The organism is Sphingopyxis sp. H073 (genome assembly GCF_001468395.1).
Classification (GTDB): domain Bacteria; phylum Pseudomonadota; class Alphaproteobacteria; order Sphingomonadales; family Sphingomonadaceae; genus Sphingopyxis.
In genome coordinates this window covers 1-17,613 of record NZ_LNSG01000016.1, presented here as the reverse complement: position 1 = coordinate 17,613, position 17,613 = coordinate 1, and the positions used below count along the sequence as shown (strand labels likewise).

At 68.7% G+C, this 17,613-nt stretch carries 16 protein-coding genes; 14 read left to right on the top strand and 2 right to left on the bottom strand.

The window, feature by feature from the left end:
- Positions 1-214 precede the first annotated feature (214 nt).
- From ATE64_RS19870 to ATE64_RS19840, 7 genes are all read left to right on the top strand, one after another.
- A complete protein-coding gene (locus tag ATE64_RS19870; protein ID WP_082657893.1) occupies positions 215-955 on the top strand; it encodes an AcvB/VirJ family lysyl-phosphatidylglycerol hydrolase in 741 nt (246 codons plus the stop codon).
- Positions 952-1,359, top strand: coding sequence for a DUF2147 domain-containing protein (locus tag ATE64_RS19865; protein WP_058456536.1), 408 nt, complete (start codon positions 952-954; stop codon positions 1,357-1,359). Before ATE64_RS19870 ends, ATE64_RS19865 begins: the two co-directional genes overlap by 4 nt.
- Positions 1,356-3,944 carry a bifunctional lysylphosphatidylglycerol flippase/synthetase MprF gene (gene mprF / locus ATE64_RS19860; protein WP_058456535.1) on the top strand — a complete coding sequence of 863 codons (2,589 nt, stop codon included), beginning with the start codon at positions 1,356-1,358 and terminating at the stop codon, positions 3,942-3,944. Before ATE64_RS19865 ends, mprF begins: the two co-directional genes overlap by 4 nt.
- A 12-nt stretch (positions 3,945-3,956) precedes the next feature.
- Positions 3,957-4,370 carry a PDZ domain-containing protein gene (locus tag ATE64_RS19855; protein ID WP_167541786.1) on the top strand — a complete coding sequence of 138 codons (414 nt, stop codon included), beginning with the start codon at positions 3,957-3,959 and terminating at the stop codon, positions 4,368-4,370.
- Positions 4,339-5,025 carry a response regulator transcription factor gene (locus ATE64_RS19850; RefSeq protein WP_058456533.1) on the top strand — a complete coding sequence of 229 codons (687 nt, stop codon included), beginning with the start codon at positions 4,339-4,341 and terminating at the stop codon, positions 5,023-5,025. The genes ATE64_RS19855 and ATE64_RS19850 overlap by 32 nt, the downstream gene beginning before the upstream one ends.
- A 6-nt stretch (positions 5,026-5,031) precedes the next feature.
- Positions 5,032-6,399, top strand: coding sequence for an ATP-binding protein (locus ATE64_RS19845; RefSeq protein WP_058456532.1), 1,368 nt, complete (start codon positions 5,032-5,034; stop codon positions 6,397-6,399).
- 72 nt (positions 6,400-6,471) lie between these two features.
- A complete protein-coding gene (locus ATE64_RS19840) occupies positions 6,472-7,116 on the top strand; it encodes a LuxR C-terminal-related transcriptional regulator (RefSeq protein ID WP_058456531.1) in 645 nt (214 codons plus the stop codon).
- A gap of 212 nt (positions 7,117-7,328) precedes the next feature.
- Here the strand turns inward: ATE64_RS19840 and ATE64_RS19835 are convergent, their stop codons facing one another.
- The gene (locus tag ATE64_RS19835; protein ID WP_058456530.1) at positions 7,329-8,375 is read right to left on the bottom strand and encodes an ACP S-malonyltransferase; all 1,047 of its coding nucleotides are present in this window, start codon (positions 8,373-8,375) and stop codon (positions 7,329-7,331) included.
- Positions 8,372-10,573, bottom strand: coding sequence for a thiamine pyrophosphate-dependent enzyme (locus ATE64_RS19830; protein ID WP_058456529.1), 2,202 nt, complete (start codon positions 10,571-10,573; stop codon positions 8,372-8,374). Before ATE64_RS19830 ends, ATE64_RS19835 begins: the two co-directional genes overlap by 4 nt.
- Positions 10,574-10,739: 166 nt before the next feature.
- On the opposite strand from ATE64_RS19830, the gene ATE64_RS19825 reads away from it, so the two are divergent.
- From ATE64_RS19825 to ATE64_RS19795, 7 genes are read left to right on the top strand one after another with little or no spacing between them, the layout of a single operon-like run.
- A complete protein-coding gene (locus ATE64_RS19825) occupies positions 10,740-11,426 on the top strand; it encodes a DUF4129 domain-containing protein (protein ID WP_058456528.1) in 687 nt (228 codons plus the stop codon).
- Positions 11,423-12,655, top strand: a complete 1,233-nt coding sequence (locus tag ATE64_RS19820; RefSeq protein ID WP_058456527.1) for a DUF4350 domain-containing protein — start codon at positions 11,423-11,425, stop codon at positions 12,653-12,655. The genes ATE64_RS19825 and ATE64_RS19820 overlap by 4 nt, the downstream gene beginning before the upstream one ends.
- Positions 12,645-13,607: a MoxR family ATPase gene (locus ATE64_RS19815; RefSeq protein ID WP_058456526.1), complete on the top strand. Its 963-nt coding sequence runs from the start codon at positions 12,645-12,647 to the stop codon at positions 13,605-13,607. The genes ATE64_RS19820 and ATE64_RS19815 overlap by 11 nt, the downstream gene beginning before the upstream one ends.
- Positions 13,604-14,920 (top strand): DUF58 domain-containing protein, encoded by a 1,317-nt coding sequence (locus ATE64_RS19810; RefSeq protein ID WP_058456525.1) that lies wholly within the window; start codon positions 13,604-13,606, stop codon positions 14,918-14,920. Before ATE64_RS19815 ends, ATE64_RS19810 begins: the two co-directional genes overlap by 4 nt.
- Complete coding sequence (locus ATE64_RS19805) at positions 14,917-15,933, top strand: stage II sporulation protein M (protein WP_058456524.1); 1,017 nt, start codon at positions 14,917-14,919, stop codon at positions 15,931-15,933. The genes ATE64_RS19810 and ATE64_RS19805 overlap by 4 nt, the downstream gene beginning before the upstream one ends.
- Positions 15,930-16,796, top strand: coding sequence for an RDD family protein (locus ATE64_RS19800; protein ID WP_058456523.1), 867 nt, complete (start codon positions 15,930-15,932; stop codon positions 16,794-16,796). The genes ATE64_RS19805 and ATE64_RS19800 overlap by 4 nt, the downstream gene beginning before the upstream one ends.
- Positions 16,783-17,478 carry a nitroreductase gene (locus tag ATE64_RS19795; protein ID WP_058456522.1) on the top strand — a complete coding sequence of 232 codons (696 nt, stop codon included), beginning with the start codon at positions 16,783-16,785 and terminating at the stop codon, positions 17,476-17,478. Before ATE64_RS19800 ends, ATE64_RS19795 begins: the two co-directional genes overlap by 14 nt.
- The last annotated feature ends 135 nt before the right edge of the window (positions 17,479-17,613 follow it).

Here is a 17,613-nt window from a genome sequence, read left to right as displayed (position 1 = left end):
GGGGGCGGAGGCTGGCCAGATACAGGCGGGCCGGGGTCAGCGGGTGCCGGGTGAGACCCCGGCCAGCCTGCGGTTCGGGTCGCCGAAGGAGCTCAATCGCCTTCGACCCCTTGGCTTCTAGTCCCGCGCGGCCGTCCCCCGGATGGCCGGCACATGACAATATCGTAATCCGCGCGTCAGCTTGCGGAGGCGGGCGGCCGCCTATGAGGGGCGCATGACACGAACGACCGGAAACAGGCGATGGGGACGCGCAGGGCTGCTCATGCTCCTGCTCGCGCTGCTCGTCGCCGGCCTCTATTACCTCCATCTCGGCTATTATCGCCACACGATCTTCCACGACCTGCCCGCGGCCGGAGCCGGGCCCGAACGCCCCGCGCTCGTCATGCTGTCGGGCGACATGGGCGACCGCGTCGGGATGACCCCGAAGGTCGCCGCGCGGCTCCATGCGCGCGGCTATGCGATCGTTACCGTCAACAGCCTGTCCTTTTTCGCGCCCGGCCGCACCGCCGCCGAGACGAGCGCGCTGATCGCGGGCGCGATGCGCCGCGCGATGGCGCTCGGCCGGACCGGTCATGTGGTGCTGATCGGCCAGTCGTTCGGCGCCGACATGCTCCACGCCGGGCTCGCGGAGCTGCGCGCCGCCGCGCGCGCGCCGATCCGCGCGGTCGTGCTTGTCGTTCCAGGGCGCGACATCGTGTTTCGCGCCTCGCCGGTCGAACTCGCGGGACTCGAAACCCCCGACGCGCTCGCGCTGCCGACCGCGTCGCGCCTGACCTGGGTGCCGGTCACCTGCATTCATGGTTCCACGGAGGCGAACAGCCTCTGCCCCGAACTCACCCTGCCCAACGTCCGGCGCGTCACGCTGCCCGGCGGGCACCGGCTGGATTTCGACGATGCGGCGCTGACCGCAGCGATCCTGCCGGCAGTAACCCAAGCCAGGGACAATCGGTCATGAAGATGCTTGCACTGGCGCTGATGCTTGCCGCCTCGACGGGGATCGCGGCGGCCGCGATACCGCAGCCCGCCGCGAACCCGATCGGGCTGTGGCAGAACCCCAAGGGGACATTGCTTGTCCGGACGCGCTTTTGCGGACAATTGCTCTGCGGCAATATCGTCTGGGCGAGCCCGAAGGCGATGGCCGACGCACGCGACGCCGGCGTAAATGCGCTGATCGGAACCGAGCTGCTCAGCGACTATCGCAAGAGCGGCGCCGCACGCTGGACCGGGCAGGTCTATGTCCCCGACCAGGGCCGCCGTTTCTATTCGACGATCGAGCAGAAGAGCCCCAACGATATCCGCATCTCGGGCTGCATCCTCGGCGGCCTGCTCTGCAAGCGCCAGGACTGGACGCGGCAATGAGCCGGTTTCTCGCCCGCATCCGCACGCACAAGCGGTCGCTTTCGATCCTCGCAGCGCTGCTCGTCGCTGCGCTCGGCTTCGCCGCGCTCTTCGGCCTGCTCCATTCGGTGCGCCCGCGTGCAATCCGCCAAGCCTTCGACGCGCTGTCGGCGGCGCAGATCGAGGGGGCACTGGCGCTCTCCGCGACAAGCTATCTTCTCCTCACCCTCTACGACAGTTTCGCGCTGCATGTGCTCGGCAAGAAGCTTCCGTGGCGCACGGCGGCGCTCGCCAGCTTCACCAGTTACACGCTCAGCCACAATCTCGGCCTCGCGCTGCTCACCGGCGGGTCGGCGCGCTACCGCGTCTATCGTGCCGCCGGACTCAGCGGCGGCGAGATCGGCAGCGTCATCGCGCTCGCCAGCCTCGCCTTCTGGAACGGCGTGATCCTGCTTGCCGGCCTCGCCGCGGCGACGAGCACGCAGATCCTGCCCTTCTTCGACTTCGGCCTGTCGCTTCACTGGCTGCACCTCGCCGGGATCGCGACAGTGACGATCTGCCTGATCCCGCTCCTGCTCCGCCATTTCGGGTTGCGCGCGATCGAGATCGGCGGCTGGCGCACGCCGATACCCGGTCCGGCGATGAGCGCGGCGATGACGCTTGTCGCCGCGCTCGATCTCGCCGCTGCCAGCGCCGCGCTGTTCATCCTGCTCCCGGCGCCCGATCCGGCCGCCTGGCCGCTCTTCTTCCTCGGCTATGCGCTCGCGATCATCGCCGCGCTGATCAGCCATGTGCCGGGCGGGCTCGGCGTGTTCGAGGCGGTGGTGATTGCGATGGTGCCCGGCGACAAGGCAGAGCTGCTCGCGGCGCTGCTCGCCTACCGCGTCATCTATTATCTGCTGCCGCTGCTCCTCGCCGCGCTGCTCCTCGCCTGGCACGAAAGCCGCGCGTGGCACGGACCGGCGAAGCAACTCGCCGCTGCGGGGCAGTCGCTGCTGCGCGAGCTGGCGCCGCCGCTGCTCGCCGCGCTCGTCTTCGCCGGTGGTCTGATCCTGCTCCTCTCGGGATCGACCCCGGCGGAGGCGGCGCGGATGCACGACCTCAAGCATTTCCTTCCGCTGCCGTTCGTCGAGGCCTCGCACCTTGCCGCGAGCCTTGCGGGCACGCTCCTCCTCTTCCTCGCGCCCGGGCTGCTCCGCCGCCTCGACGGCGCCTTCATCGCGACGCGCGCCTTGCTCGCCGCCGCGATACTCTTCTCGCTCGCCAAGGGGGGCGATTATGAGGAGGCGCTGATCCTCACCGGCATCGTCGCCGCGCTCCAGTGGAGCCGCGCCGCCTTCTACCGCCGCACCGCGCTGATCGACGCGCCATTGTCGACCGGTTGGATCGCCGCCGCGCTGACCGCGATCCTCGCCTCGGCCTTCGCGGGCTTCTTCGCCTACAAGCATGTCGCCTATTCGGGCAGCCTCTGGTGGCAGTTCAGCCTGAACGGCGACGCGCCGCGTTTCCTGCGCGCACAGTTCGGCATCGCGGTGCTGCTCGCGGGCCTCGCGCTCTGGCGCCTCTTTGCGCCGTCGGCGCGCGCCTCCCGGTCGAGCGCAATCGGTTTCGAGCAGCTCGAACCGGCGCTCGCGCTCGCCGACCGCACCGACGCCTTCCTTGCGCTGACCGGCGACAAGCGCTTCCTCCTCGCCGACGAGGGCGACGCCTTCCTGATGTACCGGACCCTCGGCGCCAACTGGATCGTGATGGGCGATCCCGTCGGCAACGAGGATCGCTGGTCGGACCTGCTTTGGAAACTGCGCGAAAAAGCCGACGCCGCGCAGGGTCGCATCCTGCTCTACCAGATCGGGGCGCGCACCCTGCCGCACGCGATCGACCTCGGCCTCTCGATCGTGAAATATGGCGAAGAGGCGGAGGTCGACCTCGCCGCCTTCACGCTTGCCGGGCCGCAAGCGAAGTCGCTCCGCCACGCCGAACGCCGCACCGCACAGGAAGGCGCCGAATTCGCGGTCATCGCGGCCGCCGATGTCCCCGCGCACATCGCGGAGCTCCGGGCCGTATCCAACGACTGGTTGCGCGCGAAGAAACAACGCGAAAAGGCCTTCAGCCTTGGCAGCTTCGACCCAGCCTATATCGCGCGCTTCCCCTGCGCGGTGGTCCGGATCGACGGACGCATCGTCGCTTTCGCCAACATCCTCGCGACCGCGAACGGCGCCGAAATGTCGGTCGACCTGATGCGCCACGTCGCGGCGCTGCCCTACGGCGTGATGGATTTCCTGTTCATCCGGCTGATGCAATATGCCCGCGACCGCGGCTTTCGTCGCTTCACGCTCGGCATCGCGCCGCTCGCCGGGGTCGACGGACGGCGGCTCGCCCCGACCTGGGCGCGCGGCGCGGCCTTTCTCTTCCGCCATGGCGAGATGCTTTATGGTTTCGAAGGGCTGCGCAGCTACAAGGCGAAATTCGCGACCCACTGGGAACCGCGCTATATCGCGGGGCCGCGCGGCATGGCCTTCGCGCAGGGCATGGCGGCCGTCCACCGCATCGTCAGCCGCCCTCCTGCGACGAAGAAGGCTGCTGCGCCCGTCGCGGCGCCGGCGTGAGCGATGGACGCGATGCCTCCGCGCCCCATGCCTCCCGCCAGCGCGTTGCTGCTGATGCTCGCGGGCGTCGTCGCACTCGCGGCGCACCTCGCCGCGTCGCCCTTTGCGTCTCCCGGCAACCAGATCCCCGGCCTGACCTTTGAGGCCGAACGCACCGCACCGCACGCGCCGCTCGCGCTCGTCGTCACCAGCGTGCAGGACGGCAGCGCCGCGGCGAAGGCCGATATCGCGGCGGGCGATGTCATCGTCGGTATCGACGGCAAGCCGATCGCTTCGGTCTCCGCAGTCACGCGCACCATCAGGGACGATGCGGACAAGGGCGTCGACCTCCATATTCGCCATGCAGGCGAGAGCCGCTATAAGCATCTGCCGCCCACCCGCGTGAAGGAACCGAATGTCCCAGAAAATACTCGTCGTCGAGGATGACCGGACAACCGCGGACTTCATCGTCAAGAGCCTGACCGGCGAGGGGTTCGTCGTCGACCATGCCGCCGACGGCCGCGACGGCCTGTTCCACGCGACCGACGGCAGCTATGATGCGATCGTCCTCGACCGGATGCTGCCGGGGATGGACGGGATGGCGGTGCTCGCGGCGCTGCGCGCGGCGAAGGTCGCGACGCCGGTGATCATCCTCTCGAACCTCGGCGCGGTCGATGCACGCGTCGAGGGGCTGACCTCGGGCGCCAACGACTATCTCGCCAAGCCCTTCGCCTTTTCGGAACTGCTCGCGCGGCTGAAGCTGTTGATCGCCAAACCGTCGGGCGGAACGCAGGTCGAAACCATCCTCGCGTGCGAGGATCTGGAGATGAACCTGCTCAATCGCCGCGTCACGCGGGCGGGCAGGCGGATCGAGCTCCAGCCGCGCGAGTTTCGCCTGCTCGAATATCTGCTCCGGCACAAGGAACAGGTCGTCACGCGCACGATGATGCTGGAAGGCGTGTGGGAATATCATTTCGATCCCGGCACCAATGTCGTCGACGTCCATGTCAGCCGCCTGCGCCGCAAGGTCGACGACGGCTTCGACAAGCCGCTCGTCCACACTATCCGCGGCGCGGGCTATATGCTCGGCAAGGCGGGCTAGGCGCCAATGCGGCGGGGGTTCTTCCAGTCGACGACGGTCCGGCTCGCGCTCGCGTTGCTGCTCGCGCAGGTCGCGGCGCTCGCGCTGGGGCTGACGGTCATTCATCGCTTCACCGCCGCGACGATCCTTGCCGACGCCCGCACCGCGGCCGAGGTCGCGCGCGACGATTTCGCCGAGGAATATCGGCAGGAGGGTGAGGCCGGCCTCGTCCGGGCGATCCGCGACCGGCTCGCGGCGCGCGACGACCGCAATTTCGTCGTGTTGCTCAAGGGACCGGGCGGCGCGCCGATCGTCGGCAATCTCAAGCAATGGCCCGCGACGCTGGGCGACAACGAACGCTGGCGGCGCATCAGCCTGTTCCGCGAGGGCGGCACGGCTGCCGAGGAGATGGGACTGGTCACGCGGCGCCTGGACACCGGCCATGTCCTTCTAACCGGGGAAGTGCTCGAGGCGCAGGCACAGCTCGCCCGGGCAAGTCAGGCGGCTTTTCTCTATGCGCTTGCCGCCGGAATCCTGATCGCGACCGTCGTCGCCGCGCTCGCGGCGTGGATATTGTCGCGGCGGGTCGACGCGTTCGCGCGCGCCGCCTCGGCCATAGCGTCGGGCAAGCTCGACGCGCGCGTCGAGCGCGACGAAACCGGCGACGCCTTCGATCGGCTCGGCACTTCGATCAACGCGATGCTCGACCGGATCGAGGCACTGGTCGGCGAGCTGCGCATGGTCACCGATTCGATGGCGCACGACCTCCGCTCGCCCGTCTCGCGGATGAAAGCGACGCTCGAACAGGCGCTCGGCCGCACGCGCGACCCGAACGCGACCGCCGCGCTCGCCGGCGCGATCGACGAGGCCGACAGCCTGCACCGCCTGCTCGACACCGCGCTCGAGATCAGCCGCGCCGAGGCCGGGATCGGCCGCGACCAGTTCGCCCGCTTCGCGCTCGCGCCGCTGCTCGACGATCTCGCCGAAGTCTATGGCCCGCTCGCCGAGGACGAAGGCTTCGCGATCAGCGTCGACGCGCCCGCCGAGCTCGAACTGATCGCGCACCGCGAAATGCTGCTCCGGGCGCTGTCGAACCTGATCGACAATGCGCTGAAATATGCCGATGGCGGATCGGCGATCCGGCTGTCTGCGGTACGGGACGGAACCGACGTCGAGATAAGGGTCGCCGACGACGGCCCCGGCATCGCCGAGGAGCAGATCGGCGAGGCGGCCAAACGCTTCGTCCGCCTCGACCCCGCGCGCGGCGGCTCGGGCGCCGGGCTCGGGCTCTCGCTCGTCGAGACGATCGCCCACATGCACGACGGTCGGATGACGATCGCGCGGGCCGACCCGTACGGCACCATCGTCACGCTGCGGCTGCCCGTCGTCGCCTGATCGCGTCATATCGGCGCCGAAGCCGAGCGGATCGCGCTGGGCTTCGGCGGCTGGGCGCGCCAGCCTTGGCGCGTGAACCAGAGCGGGGGCCATATCCATCTGATCCTGCCCGAGGCGGTCGAGCGCGCGGCGTGTTTCCGCACGCTTGCCGAGCCCGGCGGCCGGATCGTGCGCAGCTTCGCGAGCGCCGACGCCTGGCTGGAAGCGGGCGCCGATGCCGACTGCGCGATCCTGCTCTTTCATTGGCAGCAACCAGGGCGCGTCAGTGGCGAGACATTGCTCGCGCAGCTCGCCGGACGCGCCGATGTCACGATCTTCGTCGCCGCGAGCCGCCTCGGCATCGCCGACGCCCGCGCGATCCTGCGCGGCGGCGCGCATGATTTGCTCCCCGCCCCGCTCGACCCGCGCCTCGTCCGCTGCACGATCGACGAGGCGATCGCAAGCTGGCAGGCGCGGCGCGACGCGCTCGCGATGCACCGCGACGCTGAACTGCGGCTAGCCGCGCTGACGCCGCGCGAGCGCGACATATTGGAGGCGATCGCTGCGGGGATGGGCAACAAGGCGATCGCCCGCCGCCTCGACCTCAGCCCGCGCACGGTCGAGGTTCACCGCGCGAACATCATGCGCCGCGCCGGGGCGGGAAGCGTCGCCGAGCTGCTCCGCCTCGCCTTCACCGCCGAGCTGGCGCGCGGGAACCCTCTCCATTTCGGTGCATGAATCCCGATCGGCACCGCCGGATCGCCGCACAGGTGCCTATAAGGAGGATGAACGGACGGCCGCCGCTGAGTTGGTCCCCATCGGCACCGCCGTTCTCCCTCGTGGCCGAACCCCACCAGGCCACGGATCCCAAGCGGGCCGGCGGAGAAAGTTCCATCTCCGCCGGCCCAATTTCTGTGGGGCGACCCCAATTTCTATCGACTGACAACGTTCTATCGACTGACCAACGTGCGCTGCTCAGGCCGTCCCATCGAGAGCAGGATCGGGTCGGACGCCTGCCGCGCCACGAAATCGGCCTTGCCGGCCATTCCCTGCCATTCGATGCCGATCAGCGACTGCGCGATCGCACCGCCCAGCGTGTCGCCGGGGCCGGGCAGGATGATCACGTCGGGCGCGAACTCCTTGACTGCGACCTGCACCGACAGCGCAAAATCATAAGGCGCCAGAATCTGGTGGCCGAAGGTATAATCCCAGATCGCGCCCGGCTCGCTGGAGAAGCGCCGCCAGATATGCCCGCGCCCGTCGACCATCGGGATTGCAGGACCGCCGAACAGCGACGGAGGCAATTCGGCCTTCGCCTTGTCCGAGCTGCCGAACATCAACGGCGTGTGGAAAGGGCCGTGGCCCGCGAGGCGCAGCGGTTCGCGGCCGGGCGTTTGCGGCGCTTCGGCGAGCAGCGCGGCAAGACCTTCCTCATTCCCCGCAAGGACGAGCATCCCGGCGAGGTCGATCGACAAGGCGAGATCGTGACCGGGGCGCGCAGCGATATTCGCGACGAGATCGAGTAACTGGTCACGGAGGCCGGGGACGGGCCGCCAATCCTCGTCGACCACCTGAAGCAATATCTGCCCGCCGGGACCGTGAGTCTGGCTGTTGAGGCCCATCGCGTTCGAAATGCGAAAGCCATCCTCGATCGACACCGCCCCGCCGAGCGCGAGCGCGCTGTACCAGCCCATCGAATTGCCCGCGACCGCGACGATGTCGAATTTGTCGCGATCGATGCTCTGATAATCGAGCGCAGTGGCGGCATAGATCAGCGGCGCCGCGACATCGCCGCGCATATGCGTCGCGACGCTGAAGCGCTCGGCGCCGTCGAGCTCGGTGACGGTCGGCTGGCCGCGTTCGGCGCGCTGCGCGTCGAAATTCGCGATGAGGTCGGCGAAACGTGCGCGGTGGAGCCGCGCAATGCTGCCGAGCTCGCCCTTGCCATAGGTGCCGCGGCCGGGCGCGACGACGAGCGCGGTCTTCTTCGCGCTCATGCGAGCAGCTCCTTCGCGGCGGCGTAGATCGAATCGCGGCTCGGCAGGGTCAGCGTTGCGGCCTTGCCGAGCGGGATGAAGCTGTCGTCGGCGGCGATGCGCTTGAGCGTCTTGCCCGGCGTGCGCTCGACGAAGGTCGCCATCAGCGCCTCGCTCTGCGAGCCGGTGATGCGGCATTCGTCGACGATCAGGATGCGCTTCGCATCGCCCACCGCGGCGGCGAGCTTGTCGTCGTCGACCGGGCCGAGCCAGCGCAGGTCGATGACGCGCGCCTTCACCCCATCGGCGGCGAGCAGCTTTTCGGCCTGCCGCGAGAGATAATAGCCGTTGCCATAGGTCACGATCGCAAGGTCGGTGCCGTCGCCATGGATGCCGACGTCGCCGAGGCGGATTGGCGCGCCTTCGCCCGGCGCTTCATAGATGCTGGTCCACAGGCCGTCGCCTTCCTCGTGGAGGTCGCGGGTCATATAGAGCGCGATGGGTTCGACGAAGACGACGACGCGCTGCTCCTCGCGCGCCAGCCGCACGCATTCGCGCAGCATATGCACAGCATCGCGCCCGTTCGACGGCACGGCCAGGATCACACCCGGAATGTCGCGGAAGACCGCGAGGCTGTTGTCGTTGTGGAAATGGCCGCCGAAGCCCTTCTGATACCCGAGCCCCGCGATGCGGATCACCATCGGGTTGGTGTACTGGCCGTTCGAGAAGAAGCTCAAGGTCGCCGCTTCGCCGCGAATCTGGTCCTCGGCATTGTGGACATAGGCGAGGAACTGGATCTCGGGCATCGGGACGAAGCCGTTGTGCGCCATGCCGATCGCGAGGCCGAGGATCGCCTGTTCGTCGAGCAGGGTGTTGACCACGCGCGCCGAGCCGAAGCGCTGGTGAAGCTTCGCGGTGACGTTATAGACCCCGCCCTTCGGCCCGACATCCTCGCCCGCGACGACGATCTCCTCATGCGCGAGCATCAAGTCGGCGAGCGCCCACGACAGCAACCGCGCCATGTGCATCGGCTTGTCCATCTGCCCCGCATCGCTGCCGAACATCGCCTTGCGGTCCTCGGCCGACGGCGTGTTCGGCCGCGGAACTTCGCGCGTCGGCGGGATCAGACTTTCCATGACATGCGCCGGGGTCGTGATCTTCGGCCGCCGGATCGCGGCCTCGGCTTGCCGCGCCAGCGTCGCGCCGATCTCCTCATAGGTTTCGGCAATCTCGGCCGCGGTCATCCAGCCCTGCTGCACCATCAGGGCCGCGCCGGCGAGCAGCGGATCACGCGCCTCATCGGCCTCGATCAGCGCTTTCGGCAGATAGGCGCCCTGCACGTCCGACCCAGCATGGCCGTAGAGCCGCACCGTCGCCATGTGCAGGAACACGGGCCTTCGCGTCCGGCGCGCATAATCCGCCGCCGCCTTCGCCCCGGCATAAGCCGAAGCAAGGTCGGTGCCGTCGCACTGGATATAATGCAGCCCCGCGCGGTGGCGGAACTGCGCCTCGATCCAGCCCGTCGGCGTGCGCGTCGAAATGCCGATCCCATTGTCCTCGCACAGGAAGATCAGCGGCATCGGGGTGCCCTGGAATGCCGCCCAGCCCGCGGTGTTGAACGCGCCCTGCGCGGTCGAATGGTTTGCCGAGGCGTCCCCGAAGCTGGTCAGGACCACCGCATCGTCGGGAAGCGGCAGGCCCTTGCGCCCGAGCCGCCGCGCAATGCCGATCGAGAAGGCCGCGCCGACGGCTTTCGGCAGGTGCGACGCGATCGTCGAGGTTTGCGGGGGGATGTTGAGCGGCTTCGACCCGATCACCTTGTGGCGCCCTCCCGAAATCGGATCCTCCGACGAGGCTGCGAAGCTGAGCAGCATGTCCCATGTCGCGCTCTCGCCGGGCAACTGACGCGCCCGGTGGAGCTGGAAAGCGTTCGAGCGATAGTGGAGGAACGCCATGTCGGTGACGCGCAGCGCAGCGGCGACAGCGGCATTGCCCTCGTGCCCCGACGAGCCGATCGTGTAGAAGCCCTCGCCGCGCGCCTGCAGATGGCGCGACAGCCGGTCCATCTGGCGGCTGGTGAGCTGCGACAGGAAGATATCGGTCGCCTCCGCCCGCGACAGGCCCGCCGCAGCCGGATCGGGCGCATCGGCGCGGCCGGGCAAGCGGCCTTCTGTCAGCGCGCCGAGGAATTTTTCATGCACTGCCTGCGCCGCGTCCACCGACTTCCTCCATTAGCTGGGCCATATGGTTGCACGCGCAACTACCGGCCGCCTACCGGCGCGCTAGAACGGGGCAGTTTGGCGCGCAAGCATCTCTTGCCTTGCTGCGCCGCCTCGCGCTACCACCTTGATCGATGACGCATCGGGGCGGGGCTCTCTTCTCAACATGATGTCGCTGTGGATCGCCCAGGCGTCTGCAGCGACGGCCGCATCCGATGAGGGATGGCTTGTCGACCCCGAACTCGTCGACCCGGCCTATGGCCAGACGATGGCCGGGGGCGAGATCCAGACGGGTTTCCCGCCGCCACCCCCTCCGCAGCCCCAACAACCGCAATGGGATCTCGGCTGGCTGCGCGATTTCTTCGAATGGAGCGCCCCGGCGCTGAAGCCCTTGATGTGGATCGGCGCCGCGGCGCTGCTCCTCCTCATTCTCTATCATTTCGTCCCCGCCTTCGCCGACTGGGTCGACAATCTGCGCTTCGGGCGCAAGCGCGGCGGTATCGAGGAAGAGGCGCTGGGCGAGGCCGAAGCCGGCGCCGCGCGCGCGCGGCTCGCCGACGCCGACGCGCTTGCCGCCGCGGGCCGCTTCGCCGAGGCGGTGCACCTGCTGCTCTATCGCAGCGTCGACGACATCAGCGACCGCCGCCCCGGACTCGTCCGCCCGGCGATGACGTCGCGCGAGCTTGCCGGCGCGCACGACCTGCCATCGGTCGCGCGCCATGCCTTCAGCCGGATCGCGCGCGCGGTCGAGATCAGCCTGTTCGGCGGCCGCGCGATCGACGAGGGCGCGTGGACAGAGTGCCGCAGCGCCTATGCCGAGCTGACCGTGCCGCAGAACTGGGCGCGGGCATGAGCGGCACGCGCGCGAATGACTCGGGCTTCAACCCGCTGTTGATGGCGGCGATGGTGGTGGTCGGCGTGGTCGCGTTCATCGCGCTCTGGGCGCTGGTCGCGCTCGGCCCGCAATTGTCGAGCGGCAACGACGGCGGCGGCCATTCGCTGTCGAAGGCGGCGCCCGGCTTTGCGGGGATCGTCGACCTGCTCGAACGGTCGGGCGCGCATGTCGAGCTGCGGCGTCATATCGGCCCCGGCGCCGCGTCGGCCGACGAGCCGCTGCTGATCCTCACCCCGACGCACCAGACCACGCCGGCCGAGATCGAGGAATTGCTCAATCAGTGCGGACGCCGCGCGCTCGTCGTCCTGCCGAAATGGCAGACGATGACGATCCCGGGGCAAGCGAAGAAGCCCGGCTGGGTCGGCCAGGGCTTTCCGGTCACCCCGGACACGGCGCTGCTTCCCGAAAGCCAGTTCGGAAAGGTCCGCATTCGGGCGCCGCAAGCGCGCGCGCAAACCGTCCCCGCGAACGTCGCCGGTCGGCCCTTTGCAGCCTATCTCCCCGACAATGCGCAAACGGTCGACGGCGACGGAATCATTCCGCTGATCGCCGGCGCGAACGGCGGCGCGGTGCTGGCAATGGCGAAGGAGCGTGATTTCTACATTCTCGCCGATCCCGACCTCATCGACAATTTCGCCTTCGCATCGCGCGACAAGGCGCGCGCGGCAGCAATGCTGGTCGATGCGGTCGGTGAGGACGCCGACACCGACAGCGTTGCCTTCGACCTGACGCTCAACGGCTTCGGCGGCGGGCGCTCGCTGCTGCGCTTCGCCTTCGTCCCGCCCTTCATCGGCATCACGCTCTGCCTGATCGCGGCCGGATTGCTCGCGCTGTGGCAGGCGTGGGTACGCTTCGGCCCGGCACTGAAACGCGCGCGCGCGATCCCGATCTCGAAGGAAGCGCTGATCGCGAACAGCGCCGACCTCGTGCGGCAAGCGCGGCGCGAACTCGACGGCGCCGACGCCTATGTCGCGAGCCAGCGCCTCGCGATCGCGCACCGCCTGCACGCGCCGGCGGGGCTCGATAGCGAGGCCACCGACGCGTGGATCGACCGGCGACTGAAGCGCGGCGGCGACCTGTTCTCGGCGATCGCGCGGCGCCTGCCGTTCGCGCGCAACCGGCATGAATTTTTGGAGGGCGCGCAGGCGCTGCACGACATCAGGAAGGAACTACTCCGTGACGGCTGAAATCGAGAGCGTGAGGGCGCTGGGCGCCGCGATCGAGGGCGAGGTCGCCAAGGTCGTGTTCGGGCAGGGCCCGCTGACCCGCATGGTGACGATCGCCTTGCTCGCCGGCGGGCATGTGCTGCTCGAAGGCCCCCCGGGCACCGCGAAGACGCTGCTCGCACAGGCGTTCGCGCGGGCGGTGGGGCTCGACTTCGGGCGCATCCAGTTCACCCCCGACCTGATGCCGGGCGACATTCTCGGTTCGAACCTCTTCAACTTCCAAACGTCGAGCTTCACGCTGACCAAGGGGCCGATCTTCACCGAGCTGCTGCTCGCCGACGAGATCAACCGCACCCCGCCGAAGACGCAGGCCGCGCTGCTCGAGGCGATGCAGGAACGGCGCGTGACGATCAACGGCGAACCGCACGCGATGAGCCCGCGCTTCACCGTCCTCGCGACGCAAAACCCGATCGAGCAGCAGGGCGTCTATCCGCTGCCCGAGGCGCAGCTCGACCGTTTCCTGTTCAAGCTCGTCGTCGATTATCCCGACGCCGCCGAGGAACGCCGCATCGTCGCCGACCATGGCGGGCGCTTCAAAAGCCCCGCGGTCGCCGATTTCGGCGTGACCAAAATTACCGACGCCGCCGCGATCGGCGCCGCGATCGACGCGATCGCGACGGTGCGCCTCGCCGAAGAGGTCGTCGACTATATCGTCCGCCTGATCCGCGCGACGCGCGCCAGCGCCGACCTCGAATGCGGCGCAAGCCCGCGCGCCGCGACGATGCTTGCGCGCGCGTCGAGCGCCGCCGCCGCGCTTGAGGGCCGCGACTATGTGATCCCCGACGATGTCCAGCGCCTCGCCGCGGGCGTGCTTCGCCATCGTGTCATCCTGTCCGCCGCGGCCGAGATCGAGGGCCGCAACGTCGAGCAGGTGATCGCCGACATCGTCGAGCGCGAGGACGTGCCGCGTTGATCTATCCGACCCGCCGCGCGATCTATCTGCTGCTGCTCGGCGCTCCGCTGGCGCTGGCGCTCGGGCTCGTGCGGCCGGAGCTGTGGGTGATCGCGCCCGCTTGGATAGGCCTCCTTCTCTTCGGCCTGCTCGTCGACGCGATGCTCGGCGCGAACCCGCGCCGCCTCGCGCTCGATGCCACGATGCCGCACCAGGTCGGCGTCGGCGATCCGTTCGACCTGCGCCTCGTCGCGAAGGCCCCCACCGTCCCGCGCCGCGCCGAGATTGCGCTCGCGCTCGACGAGCGGCTCGCCCCCGGCGGGCGTCTTGCGGGCGAGATGCGCCGCGCGAGCGACGCCGAGGCGCTCGTCCGCACGCTGCCGCTTGCAGCGTCGCGGCGCGGACAGGCGCTCGTCGAGGCGCTGTGGGTCCGCTGGGCCGGGCCGCTCGGTCTCGTCTGGAAACAGCGCCGCTTCGCGCTCGATCGGGCGATTTCAGTCGTCCCCAGCCTGCGATCGGTGACCGAAGAAGGCAGCCGCCTGTTCCAGCGCAACAGCTGGTTCGGCCTCCGCCAGCAGCAGCTTCGCGGCGAAGGCAGCGAATATGAATCGCTCGCCGAATATCAGCCGGGGATGGACCGCCGCGCGATCGACTGGAACGCCTCGGCGCGCCACATCAAGCTGCTCGCCAAGGAATATCGCGTCGAGCGCGACAACCGCGTCGTCCTTGCGATCGATGCCGGGCGCACGATGGCCGAGCCCGTGGGCGGGATGCCGCGCGTCGACCGCGCCGTCTCGGCGGCGCTGCTGATGGCCTATGCGGGGCTCAAGCTCGGCGACCGCATCAGCTTCTTCTCCTTCGCCGCGAAGCCGCAGGCGCTGACCCCGGCCTATATGCATATCCACGACTTCCCGGCGCTGCAGCGCGCGGCGAGCCTCATCGACTATGCGCCGGTCGAGAGCAATTTCACCCTTGCGCTGTCGACGCTGTCGGCCGAGCTCAACCGCCGCTCGCTGATCATCCTGTTCACCGAATTCACCGACGCGACGAGCGCCGACCTGATGATCCGCGCCGCGGGCCGGCTGGTCAGGAAGCACCGGCTGCTGTTCGTCGTGATCCGCGACGACGAGGTCGAGGAGGTCGAGCGCCGCCGCCCCGAAAGCGCATCGGACGTCACGCGCGCCAATGTCGCCGCGGCGATGCTCCGCGACCGCCAGCTCGTCATCGCGCGGCTCCAGCGTTTGGGGGCGGACGTGATCGAGGTGCCCGCCGACGCGATGGGCGCCGCGGTGGTCGAGGCCTATCTGGGCATCAAGCGGGCCGGCAGCCTGTGAGCGCGGCCGAGCTTCCCTCTTTCTCCACCGGCCGCTTCCGTGCCGAGCGCGAGGCCGACTGGATCGCCTTCGACCTGCTGCTCACCAAGCTCGAAAAGCGCGGCGCCAAGGCGCTGACCAGCGAGGAATTGCTCCGGCTTCCGATCCTCTATCGCGCGACGCTGTCATCGCTCTCGATCGCGCGCGCGACGAGCCTCGACAAGGCGTTGCTCGACCATCTCGAGGCGCTGTCGATCCGCGGCTATTTCCTCGTCTACGGCGTCCGCGAAACGCGCTGGAGCCGGATCCGCCGCTTTGTCCTTTACGACTGGCCTGCCGCGGTGCGCGCGGTGTGGAAGGAAACGCTGATCATTTCGCTGGTGATCATCCTCGGCGCGCTGACCAGTTGGTCGCTCGTCGCGCACAATCCCGAATGGTATTATAATTTCGTCGACGAAAGCATGTCGGGCGGCCGCGACCCGCGCGCCACGGTCGAGTTCCTGCGATCGACGCTCGGCCACGGTAAGGACGGGGGCGGAGAGGAAAGCGGGCTCCACGTCTTCGCGACCTTCCTCTTCACCCATAACAGCCGCGTGTCGATCATGTCCTTCGCGCTCGGCTTCGCCTTCGGCGTGCCAACGATGATGCTCGAATATTATCAGGGCATCGGCCTCGGCGCGATGCTCGCGGTCTTTTCGTCGAAGGGTCTCGGGTTCGATTTCGGCGGCTGGCTGTTCATCCACGGCACCACCGAGCTGTTCGCCGCTGCGCTGTCGGGCGCGGCGGGGTTGCGCATCGGCGCCGCGGTCGTCTTTCCGGGGGCGCGGTCGCGGCTGGAGGCCGCGGCGCAAGCGGGCAAGACCGCGGGCAAAGTGATGGTCGGCGTGATCCTGATGCTGCTTGTCGCGGGGCTTCTCGAAGGCTTCGGCCGCCAGCTGATCACCGACACCATGCTGCGCTATGGCATCGGGACGGTGATGCTGCTCTTCTGGCTCGGCTATTATTACGTCCCGCGGCGCGGAGACGTCGCATGACCGCGGCGACTAACGCGCGGATGCGCGCGGCGAGTGCGAAGAAGGTCCGCGAATTCGTGACGCCCGAAGGCGTCGACCTGCAACTCAGGATCGCCAGTTCGGGCTTGCGGCTCGGCGCGCTGATCGTCGACCTGATCGTCATTTCGGCCGTCCTGCTGCTCTTTTCGATCTTCATGGCGTGGGTCGGCTTTTCGGCGAGCGGCGACATCGCGGTGATGATCTGGATGCTCGGCGCCTTCGTACTCCGCACCTTCTGGTTCATCGGTTTCGAACTTGGATCGCGCGCCGCGACGCCGGGCAAGCGGCTGATGGGTATCCGTGTCGTCGCGCGCGATGGCGGTCGGCTCACCGCCGACGCCGTGGTCGCGCGCAACCTGATCCGCGAGCTTGAACTGTTCCTGCCGCTGATGATGCTCGGCGTCGGCACGGCGGAGGATATGGTGTCGGGCTGGACCGTCCTTGCCGGGGTGACCTGGTCGCTGACGCTCAGCCTGTTCCTGCTGTTCAATCGCGACCGGATGCGGATGGGCGACCTGATCGCGGGCACCTGGGTCGTGATGGCGCAGCGCGCGAAGCTCGACAGCGACATCACGGCGACCGCCGAAGCGGGGGCGATGCGGTTCAGCGACGCCGAGCTGTCGGTTTACGGCATCTTCGAACTGCAGGAGCTCGAACGCATCCTGCGCGGGCGCGACCCGCGCGCGATGCGCGAGGTCGCGGACACGATCCGCGCCAAGATCGGCCGACCTGTGGCCGAAGAGGATGACGTGTTCCTGCTTTCCTACTACCGGCAGCTGAAGGCCCGGCTCGAACGCGGGCTGCTGTTCGGAAAGAGACGAGAGGATAAATATGCCAGCGAATGAGGCTGTATCGGTCACCGAGGCGCTCCACCGGCGCCGCTCGGTGCGCGCCTTTTCGGACAAACCCGTCGACCACGCCGTCCTCGAGGCGATCTTTGCCGCGGCGCAGCGCGCGCCGTCGGGCGGCAATCTCCAGCCCTGGCAGGCGGTGGTGCTCACCGGCGCGCCCTGGCAGCGGGTGAAGGATGCGGTCGCGGCGCGGATCGCGCTGGGGCGCGAGGGCTACCAGCCCGAATATGACATCTATCCGAAAGGCCTGACCGATCCGTGGGAAAGCCGCCGTTTCGGCGTCGGCGAGGCGCTCTACGCCTCGCTCGGCATCCCGCGCGAGGACAAGGAGGGGCGGCTCGCTCAATTCATGGACAATTACCGGGGCTTCGGCGCACCGGTGATGCTTTTCCTCCATTGCTCGCGCATCATGGGGCCGCCGCAATGGTCGGACATGGGGATGTGGCTGCAATCGGTGATGCTGCTGCTCGTCGAACATGGCCTTGCCAGCTGCCCGCAGGAATGCTGGGCGATGTATGGGCAGGCGGTCCGCGAGACGCTGGACCTCGGCGAGGACCAGATATTGTTCACCGGCCTTGCGATCGGCCATGCGAACGAGGATGCGGCGGTGAACCAATGGCCCGTCCCGCGCGTCGGGCTGGATGAAGTGATTGATTGGCGAGGGTTTCGAGAATGAAGATCAGGCGGGCATGGACAGGCTTCGGCATCGCGGCGGCGACGCTGTTGGTCGCGGGCTGCGCCGCCGTGCCGAAGGCCGAGGCCCCGCCGCCCGCGACCAACAGCGTCGCCGCCGCGATGCCGAAGCCTGTCC

What these genes read in the sequence shown, in the direction of transcription:
- ATE64_RS19850 (WP_058456533.1), top strand. Translation starts at nt 4,339, where the DNA reads ATGTCCCAGAAAATACTCGTCGTCGAGGATGACCGGACAACCGCGGAC.
- ATE64_RS19795 (WP_058456522.1), top strand. Translation starts at nt 16,783, where the DNA reads ATGCCAGCGAATGAGGCTGTATCGGTCACCGAGGCGCTCCACCGGCGC.
- ATE64_RS19835 (WP_058456530.1), bottom strand. Translation starts at nt 8,375, where the DNA reads ATGAGCGCGAAGAAGACCGCGCTCGTCGTCGCGCCCGGCCGCGGCACC.
- mprF (WP_058456535.1), top strand. Translation starts at nt 1,356, where the DNA reads ATGAGCCGGTTTCTCGCCCGCATCCGCACGCACAAGCGGTCGCTTTCG.
- ATE64_RS19800 (WP_058456523.1), top strand. Translation starts at nt 15,930, where the DNA reads ATGACCGCGGCGACTAACGCGCGGATGCGCGCGGCGAGTGCGAAGAAG.
- ATE64_RS19825 (WP_058456528.1), top strand. Translation starts at nt 10,740, where the DNA reads ATGATGTCGCTGTGGATCGCCCAGGCGTCTGCAGCGACGGCCGCATCC.
- ATE64_RS19870 (WP_082657893.1), top strand. Translation starts at nt 215, where the DNA reads ATGACACGAACGACCGGAAACAGGCGATGGGGACGCGCAGGGCTGCTC.
- ATE64_RS19855 (WP_167541786.1), top strand. Translation starts at nt 3,957, where the DNA reads ATGCCTCCGCGCCCCATGCCTCCCGCCAGCGCGTTGCTGCTGATGCTC.
- ATE64_RS19865 (WP_058456536.1), top strand. Translation starts at nt 952, where the DNA reads ATGAAGATGCTTGCACTGGCGCTGATGCTTGCCGCCTCGACGGGGATC.
- ATE64_RS19820 (WP_058456527.1), top strand. Translation starts at nt 11,423, where the DNA reads ATGAGCGGCACGCGCGCGAATGACTCGGGCTTCAACCCGCTGTTGATG.
- ATE64_RS19845 (WP_058456532.1), top strand. Translation starts at nt 5,032, where the DNA reads ATGCGGCGGGGGTTCTTCCAGTCGACGACGGTCCGGCTCGCGCTCGCG.